The sequence below is a fragment of the Actinoplanes sp. NPDC048967 genome (genome assembly GCF_040649415.1).
Taxonomy (GTDB): domain Bacteria; phylum Actinomycetota; class Actinomycetes; order Mycobacteriales; family Micromonosporaceae; genus Actinoplanes.
The window spans coordinates 195972-203560 of sequence record NZ_JBEZFL010000002.1 but is presented as its reverse complement, the minus strand read 5'-3'; the positions used below and the strand labels follow the sequence as shown (position 1 = coordinate 203560).

General features: G+C 72.9%; 9 protein-coding genes. 2 read left to right on the top strand and 7 right to left on the bottom strand.

Annotated elements, in window-relative coordinates; genetic code table 11:
• Positions 1–139: 139 nt before the first annotated feature.
• Both AB0C12_RS07655 and glpX read right to left on the bottom strand, forming a co-directional pair.
• Entirely contained in the window at positions 140–1042 is a 903-nt protein-coding gene (locus AB0C12_RS07655; RefSeq protein ID WP_360547052.1) for a DMT family transporter, read from the bottom strand.
• A 65-nt stretch (positions 1043–1107) separates the two neighbouring features.
• Positions 1108–2133, bottom strand: coding sequence for a class II fructose-bisphosphatase (glpX, locus tag AB0C12_RS07650; protein ID WP_360545306.1), 1026 nt, complete (start codon positions 2131–2133; stop codon positions 1108–1110).
• Between the two features lie 96 nt (positions 2134–2229).
• On the opposite strand from glpX, the gene AB0C12_RS07645 reads away from it, so the two are divergent.
• Complete coding sequence (locus tag AB0C12_RS07645) at positions 2230–2802, top strand: DUF4245 domain-containing protein (RefSeq protein ID WP_360545304.1); 573 nt, start codon at positions 2230–2232, stop codon at positions 2800–2802.
• A 3-nt stretch (positions 2803–2805) separates the two neighbouring features.
• Here the strand turns inward: AB0C12_RS07645 and AB0C12_RS07640 are convergent, their stop codons facing one another.
• From AB0C12_RS07640 to AB0C12_RS07625, 4 genes are read right to left on the bottom strand one after another with little or no spacing between them, the layout of a single operon-like run.
• Positions 2806–3009 (bottom strand): exodeoxyribonuclease VII small subunit, encoded by a 204-nt coding sequence (locus AB0C12_RS07640; RefSeq protein WP_360545302.1) that lies wholly within the window; start codon positions 3007–3009, stop codon positions 2806–2808.
• Positions 3006–4229, bottom strand: a complete 1224-nt coding sequence (gene xseA, locus AB0C12_RS07635; RefSeq protein ID WP_360545300.1) for an exodeoxyribonuclease VII large subunit — start codon at positions 4227–4229, stop codon at positions 3006–3008. The genes AB0C12_RS07640 and xseA overlap by 4 nt, the downstream gene beginning before the upstream one ends.
• Before the next feature lie 20 nt (positions 4230–4249).
• Positions 4250–4741 (bottom strand): hypothetical protein, encoded by a 492-nt coding sequence (locus AB0C12_RS07630; RefSeq protein WP_360545298.1) that lies wholly within the window; start codon positions 4739–4741, stop codon positions 4250–4252.
• 28 nt (positions 4742–4769) lie between these two features.
• Complete coding sequence (locus tag AB0C12_RS07625) at positions 4770–5303, bottom strand: hypothetical protein (RefSeq protein WP_360545296.1); 534 nt, start codon at positions 5301–5303, stop codon at positions 4770–4772.
• 102 nt (positions 5304–5405) lie between these two features.
• On the opposite strand from AB0C12_RS07625, the gene AB0C12_RS07620 reads away from it, so the two are divergent.
• Positions 5406–6440 (top strand): 4-hydroxy-3-methylbut-2-enyl diphosphate reductase, encoded by a 1035-nt coding sequence (locus tag AB0C12_RS07620; protein WP_360547050.1) that lies wholly within the window; start codon positions 5406–5408, stop codon positions 6438–6440.
• On the opposite strand, the gene AB0C12_RS07615 is transcribed toward AB0C12_RS07620, so the two are convergent.
• Entirely contained in the window at positions 6411–7565 is a 1155-nt protein-coding gene (locus tag AB0C12_RS07615; RefSeq protein ID WP_360545294.1) for a DNA recombination protein RmuC, read from the bottom strand. The two genes, AB0C12_RS07620 and AB0C12_RS07615, sit on opposite strands and share 30 nt — an antisense overlap.
• Between the last annotated feature and the right edge of the window lie 24 nt (positions 7566–7589).

The window sequence follows — 7589 nt, the reverse complement described above, 5'->3', positions numbered from 1 at the left end:
CCGCGCTGTGTTGGGCGGCCGTGCCGGGTAGCCGCGCCGGGCCGTGCCGCCGCGCCGGGCCGGGCGGGTCGAGCCGGGCCGGGTGGCGGGCTGGGCGGGTTCAAGCCAGGCCGGGGGCAGGCTGAGTTGGCCGGGTAAGTCAGGCTCGGCTGCGCCGGGTCGGCAGGACTGCCACGGCGACGGCGGCCAGGGTCAGGGCCGCGCCGAGGACCGTGTTCCACCCCGGCCGGCCGGCGTCGCCCGGGACCACCTCGTCCAGCAGCAGCGCGCCGGTGACCTGGCCGGCGATCATGCCCAGGCCGAGCAGCAGCACGCCCGTGTAGCGCACCACCGCGGCGCCCAGGGCGATGAAGACGATGCCGAGGGTGCCGCCGGCGTAGAGCCACCACGGACCCTCGGGCACCCGGGTCGGGAAGCCGCGCACGGCCACCGACACCGCGAACGCGATCAGCAGCACCGCCGTACCCATGAAGAAGTTGACCAGGCCCGCGACCAATGCGCTGCCGGACACGGCCCGGACGTGGCCGTTCACGGCCTGCTGCCAGGCGATGCCCAGGCCCGCCACCAGCGGCAGCACCGCCAGCGCCAGGGCGCTGGGGTGACCGATCCGGTCGCCGACCGCCAGCAGCACCGCGCAGACGGTCAGTACCGCCCCGGCCAGCCGCGGGGTGGTCACCGGCTGCGGTCCGGCCGGCCCGGCGCCCGCCCGGTCCACCAGCAGGCTGCTCGACGACTGGCCGGCGACCACTGCGACGATGAAAACGGCCACGCCGAGCGTCGGCACGGTCAGGCCCTGGGTCGCGACCAGGAAACCGCCGCACATGCCGCCCACGCACTGCCAGAGCCGGATGCGTCCCTCGCGCAGGGCGGCGCGCAGGTGGCCGAGCCCGGCCCGGCCGGCCGGCAGCAGCGGCACGAGCACCGCCAGCACCAGCAGGCCGGAGCCGAACGAGATGGTCGCGGCGCCGATCGGGTCGGCCAGGCGCACCGCGAGCTCGCCGTTGATCCTCGACTGCACGGCCAGGGCGGTCCCCGCGACCATCGCGAGACCCGCCCCGCCGGCCCGGCGCGCGGTCGAGACCGCGGGTGGGGCAGCCGAGGTCTGGGTCACTCGCGCACCGTCGGCAGGTGCCCGTCGAAGTCCACCGCCGAGTACAGGGCCAGCTTCTCCAGCCGGTGGTACGAGTCGATCACCCGGATCGTGCCGCTCTTGGAACGCATCACGATCGACTGGGTGTGCGCGCCGCCGGCCCGGTAGCGGACGCCCTTGAGCAGGTCGCCGCTGGTCACGCCGGTGGCCACGAAGAAGCAGTTGTCGCCGGTGACCAGGTCGTCGGTGGTCAGCACCCGGTCCAGGTCGTGCCCACCGGCCAGGGCCTTCTCCCGTTCGGAGTCGTCCAGCGGCCACAGCTTGGCCTGGATCTCGCCGCCGAGGCACTTCAGCGCGCAGGCCGCGGTGATGCCCTCGGGGGTGCCGCCGATGCCCATCAGCACGTCGACGTCCGACTCGGTGCGCGCCGCCGAGATGGCGCCGGCGATGTCGCCGTCGGAGATGAACTTGATGTTCGCGCCGGCCGCGCGGACCTCTTCGATCAGCTTCTGGTGCCGCGGCCGGTCGAGGATGCAGACCGTCACGTCGGAGACGCTGGAGCGCTTCGCCTTGGCGATGCGGCGCAGATTCTCGGTCGCGCCCGCGTTGATGTCGATGACGTCGGCACAGTCCGGCCCGACGGCGATTTTCTCCATGTAGAACACGGCGCTCGGGTCGAACATCGCGCCCCGCTCGGCGACGGCCAGCACCGCGACCGCGCCCGGCATCCCCTTGCTCATCAGCGTCGTGCCGTCGACCGGGTCGACCGCCACGTCCACCTCCGGTCCGGTGCCGTCGCCGACCTCCTCGCCGTTGAACAGCATCGGGGCGTTGTCCTTCTCGCCCTCGCCGATCACGACGACGCCCCGCATCTGGATCGAGTTGATCAGCTTGCGCATGGCGTCGACGGCGGCGCCGTCGCCGCCCTCCTTGTCGCCGCGGCCGACCCAGCGGCCGGCGGCCATGGCGGCGGCCTCGGTGACGCGGACCAGATCGAGGGCGATGTTGCGGTCGAGATCCTGTGGGTTCTGCGCTACGGGCATGGGGGCCTCCTCGCGACGGTGCGGGTGTGGTGCACAGATCCTCACACGCGGATATGCGCCAAGTCCCGTGTCCGCGACATGGTTAACAATGGAGAGGTGGCCACCCCTGAAGCAGCACCCGCGCCCGAAGCCGCCGCCGACCCCGTGACCGTCGGCAAGCGCGGTGGCCGGTCCCCGCGCGACATGGCGCTGTCGCTGGGCATCCTGCTGCTGCCGATCGTGCTGCTGCTGCTCTTCTACCGCGTCGTGCTGGACGGCGACAAGCCGGTCAGCGTCGAGAACGCCGAGTCGACGATCGACCAGGCCCGCAGCGCCGCCGTCTTCCCGGTGGCCGTGCCGCAGGGGCTGGGCGACGACTGGCACACGGTCAGCGCGACCTTCAAGCGCGACACCGACGGCGCCACCCTGCGACTGGGCTACGTCGACCCGGACGACGACCCGCTCCTGCTCGTCGAGAGCAGCATCCCGACGGAGAAGCTGTTGCCGGCCGAGCTGGGCGCGAACCCCAAGGGGGTCAGCACCTACAGCGACGGGGCCCGCACCTGGCAGCGCTACGAGGCCCGCAAGGGCGAGAACGCGTTGCTGCTGCTGGAGAAGGGCCGCACGATCATCGTGGTGGGCCAGGCGGAGTCGAGGAGCCTGGAGAGTTTCGCCTCGTCGCTGCGCTGACTGTCAGCTGTCCGTCCGGGCGGCGCGGGCGGCCTCGATCCGCTCACGGGCGCCGTCGAGCCAGCGCTGGCAGACGTCCGCCAGCTTCTCCCCGCGCTCCCACAGCGCCAGCGACTCCTCGAGCGAACTGCCGCCCTGCTCCAGCCGTTCCACCACTGTCGCCAGCTCGGTCCGGGCCTGCTCGTAAGTGAGTTTCTCGTCCGTCATTCCTGCACTCCCGCTCGAAGCTCGCCGTCGGCCAGCCGTACCCGGAGAACGTCTCCGGTCTCCACCTCGCCGGCCGCGCGGACCACATGGCCGTCGGCCCGTTGCACGATCGCGTACCCGCGTTCCAGGGTCGCCCGCGGCGACAGGGCCCGCAGCCGGGCCAGGGTGTGCCGCAGGTCGTCGTCGGCGCGGCGCAGCCGCTGGTCCAGGCTCCGCGTGGCCCGGTCCCGCAGGCCGGTCACATCGGCGGCCCGCTGGTCCACCAGGACCTCGGGGCGGGCCAGCACCGGCCGGGACCGCCAGGACTCCAGCCGGTGCGTCTCGCGGTCGACCAGCGTGATCACCGCGCGGTCGAGGCGGCGGCGGGCCTGCTCGATCAGCGCGGTCTCCTCGCCGAGGTCCGGCACGATCCGCTTGGCCGCGTCGGTCGGGGTGGACGCGCGTACGTCGGCCACGTAGTCGATCAGCGGCGCGTCCGTCTCGTGCCCGATCGCGCTGACCACCGGCGTACGGCAGCCGAACACCGCCCGGCACAGCGCCTCGTCGGAGAAGGGCAGCAGGTCCTCGACGCTGCCCCCGCCGCGGGCCAGCACGATCACGTCGACCGTGTCGTCGTTGTCCAGCACCTTGAGCGCGTCGATGATCTGCGGCACCGCGGTCGGACCCTGGACCGGCACGTTGATCACCCGGAAGTCCACGGACGGCCAGCGGCGGCGGGTGTTCATCAGCACGTCGCGTTCCGCCGCGGACGCCCGCCCGGTGATCAGGCCGACCCGCTGCGGCAGGAACGGCAGCCGGCGCTTGCGCTCCCGGGCGAACAGGCCTTCGGCGCCGAGCAGCTTCTTCAGCCGTTCCAGCCGGGCGAGCAGCTCACCCAGGCCGACCTGGCGGATCTCGTCGGCCCGCAGGCTCAGCGAGCCGCGGGCCGGATAGAACTCGGGCTTGGCGTGCAGCGTGACGCGGGCGCCCTCGGCGAGCTCGGGCGCACCGGCGTCGAGCACATCGCGGTGGGCGGTGACGGTCAGGCTCAGGTCGGCGGACGGGTCCCGCAGGGTCAGGAACACCACGCTGGCGCCGGGACGGCGGCTGATCTGCGCGACCTGACCGTCGACCCACACCCAGCCCAGCTTGGCGACCCAGGCGCCGATCTTCTGGCTGACCACCCGGACCGGCCAGGGCTCCTCGGCGCTCGACTTCGCGGGCTGCTCGGGCTGACTCACCGGGCCAGCCTACGGGCGCTTCACCCCCCGGCGCGGGGCCGGGTGGCGCGGCGCGCCAGCGCCAGCAGGACCAGGCCCGCGTACGCCCAGAACAGCAGATCCGCCAGCAGGTGCTGACTGTCGACGTGCCAGCCGCCGCCGTCGTTGCGGGCCAGGAAGGTGAACGGGTAGCCGTGGCGGACCGAGAAGGTGGTCATGCAGCACACCGCGTCGATGACCGGCAGCGCGCTGAACAACATCCCGCCGACCAGCAGCGCCGCGCCGGCCGACCAGCCCGCCGGTCCGGTGCCGGCGGCGCTCCGGCCGAGCGAGATCAGCAGCGACCCGCCGACCAGCAGCATGGCGTGGAACAGCAGGTACGCCCGGTCCGGCGCGTGGTCCATGTCGACCAGCACGTTCAGGATCGCGATGGCCACGCTGAACCAGCCGACCAGCAGCCGCAGGCCACCCCCGAAAGAACCCCACAGGCCGGGCGCCCCGGTGGGTGCACCGGCGTTGCCCACGGCGCTCATCGCCCGAGTATCGCGCCCGGCGATCGTGCTACGTGCCGAAACGGCCGGTGAGGACGGGCTCCGAAGTCCGCGAGTCGCGGCGGACCAGCCCGGCGGCGGTCACCAGCAGCAGCCCCACGAACGCCCAGAAGTACACGTTCGCGGCGAGGTTGACCGCGTCGAGCTGCCAGCGCGACTGCTCAGCGACCTGCCGGGCGGTCGCCGGATCGCCGCCCGAGCCCGCCCGCGCGATCCAGGCGGACGGCCAGCCCCGGCTGGCCAGGTACACGTACATTCCGCCCAGCTGGGTGCTCTCCGCCAGGCCACCACCGAGGGTGCCCGCCACCGCGGCCCCGATCGTCGCCGCCGCGGTGGTCCGGCCGGGCAGGGGTACGCGGTGCGGCATGAGCAGCACCAGGCCGCCGATCGCCAGCACCACGCCGACGATCATGTCGGTCACCGGCCTCGGCGCGCCCAGGTTGAGCAGGATCCAGGTCAGGCCGCCGACGAGGCTCACCGCGCCGAGCACGCCCCGTACGGCGGCACCGGCCCGGTCCCGCATCGTCTTGCTTGTCGCATCCACCGCACGAGTATGCCGCGCGGGCGCGTGATCACCCCTGGCTCAGGCCGTGGCGCCGCCGGCCGGGCCGGTCGCCGGGCTGTGGCGCCCGTCGCACGCCTGCTGATGGCGGCCGGGGGCACGTACCATGGCCGGGTGACTGCCGACCCGATCAGCCCAGGACGCAAGCGCGTGCTCCTCGCCAAGCCGCGGGGCTACTGCGCCGGTGTCGACCGCGCCGTGCAGACCGTCGAGGAGGCGCTCAAGCTCTACGGCGCCCCGGTGTACGTGCGCAAGCAGATTGTGCACAACAAGCACGTCGTCACCACGCTGGAGAGCCGCGGTGCGATCTTCGTGGAGGAGAACGAGGAGGTCCCCGAGGGGTCGACCGTCGTCTTCTCCGCTCACGGCGTCGCGCCGGAGGTGCACGAGCAGGCCCGCGAGCGCAATCTCAAGGCGATCGACGCGACCTGCCCGCTGGTCACCAAGGTGCACCACGAGGCCAAGCGGTTCGCCGCCGACGACTACGACATCCTGCTCATCGGGCACGAGGGGCACGAAGAGGTCATCGGCACCGCGGGCGAGGCCCCGGCGCACATCCAGCTCGTCGACGGGCCGGACGACGTGGAGAACGTCGTGGTCCGGGACCCGGCCAAGGTCGTCTGGCTCTCCCAGACCACGCTGTCGGTGGACGAGACGATGGAGACCGTCGCCCGGCTCAAGACCCGGCTGCCGCTGCTGCAGTCGCCGCCCAGCGACGACATCTGCTACGCCACGTCGAACCGCCAGCACGTGATCAAGGAGATCGCCCCGGAGTGCGACGTGGTGATCGTGGTCGGCTCGACCAACTCGTCGAACTCGGTGCGCCTGGTCGAGGTGGCGCTCGGTGCCGGCGCGCGAGCCGGCCACCTGGTCGACTACGCCGCCGAGATCCAGGACGAGTGGCTGGCCGGCGCGACCACCGTCGGGGTCAGCTCGGGCGCCAGCGTGCCCGACGACCTGGTCATGGAGGTGCTCGCGCACCTGGCCGACCGGGGCTTCGGCGAGGTCACCGAATTCACCACCGCCGAGGAGCGGCTGACCTTCTCGCTGCCGCAGGAGCTGCGCCGCGACATGAAGGCGGCGGCCGCGCTAAAAAAGGCCACGGCTGTCGTCGAATAGCTCGGGTGCCTGCGGCTGGCGCGGGGTGAGCTCGACCTGGGCCGGCACGGCCAGCTCCTCGTCCGAGACGCCCATCTCGGCCAGCTTGCGCGCGCTGACCAGCACCCGGGACTCCAGCGACCCGACCGCGCGGTTGTAGGCGGTCACGGCGCCGCTGAGCGAGGTGCCCAGCTTGCCGACGTGATCGCCGAGGGTGGAGAGCCGGCCGTAGAGCTCGCGGGCCAGGCTGTGCACCTCGAGTGCGTTGCGGGCCAGCGCCTCCTGCCGCCACGAGTAGGCCACCGTGCGCAGCAGCGCGACCAGGGTCGCCGGGGTCGCCAGCACCACGTTGCGGCTGAACGCGTGCTCCATCAGAGTGGCGTCGCGCTGCAGGGCCGCGTCCAGGAACGGGTCGGCCGGCACGAAGAGCACCACAAAGTCCGGCGTCTGATCGAAGGCCGTCCAGTACGCCTTGGCCGACAGCGCGTCCACATGCCCGCGCAGCACCCGGGCGTGCTGGTCGAGGTGGGAGTCGCGGGTGCGCTCGTCGCGGGCCTCCATGGCGGACAGGTACGAGTCGAAGGGCGCCTTCGCGTCGACCACCACCGAACGTCCACCGTGCAGCCGCACCAGCATGTCGGGGCGTACGCCCTGGTGGTCGGTCGCCCCGGTGACCTGCTCGCTGAAGTCGCAGTGGTCGAGCAGCCCGGCCGCCTCGACGATGCGGCGCAGCTGATGCTCGCCCCAACGACCCCGGACCTGCGGCGCGCGCAACGCCGCGACCAGCTGTTTCGTCTCGGTGCGGAGTTCACCGGAGACCGTGCCCATCGAGCGGACCTGCTCCCGGAGCTCGGCGTACGCGTCCACGCGGTCGCGCTCCAGCTCGGTCACCCGCTGCTCGTAGCGGCGCAGCGTCTCGTGCAGTGGGGCGACCGCGCGGGCCACCGCCTCCTGGGACTGCGCCGTCGCCTCGTAGGACAGTGACCGCAGAGACTGCTCCAGCCGGCCCTCACCGTCCCGGCCGGCCTGCAGAGTGGCCTCGAGCCGGGCGATGTCGGTGGCGGCGCGCAGCCGGGCAGCCGACCAGCCGAGGGCGGCGCCGACCCCCAGACAGATGAGCACCACGGCGAGCGTCGAGAAGGTCACCCTCGGAGCTTGCCAGAGGGGTAC

Excerpts from the sequence above, each read along its gene's own strand:
- AB0C12_RS07620 (WP_360547050.1), top strand. The coding sequence starts at position 5,406 with ATGGCGGCCGGGGGCACGTACCATGGCCGGGTGACTGCCGACCCGATC.
- AB0C12_RS07655 (WP_360547052.1), bottom strand. The coding sequence starts at position 1,042 with ATGGTCGCGGGGACCGCCCTGGCCGTGCAGTCGAGGATCAACGGCGAG.
- glpX (WP_360545306.1), bottom strand. The coding sequence starts at position 2,133 with ATGCCCGTAGCGCAGAACCCACAGGATCTCGACCGCAACATCGCCCTC.
- AB0C12_RS07640 (WP_360545302.1), bottom strand. The coding sequence starts at position 3,009 with ATGACGGACGAGAAACTCACTTACGAGCAGGCCCGGACCGAGCTGGCG.
- AB0C12_RS07630 (WP_360545298.1), bottom strand. The coding sequence starts at position 4,741 with ATGAGCGCCGTGGGCAACGCCGGTGCACCCACCGGGGCGCCCGGCCTG.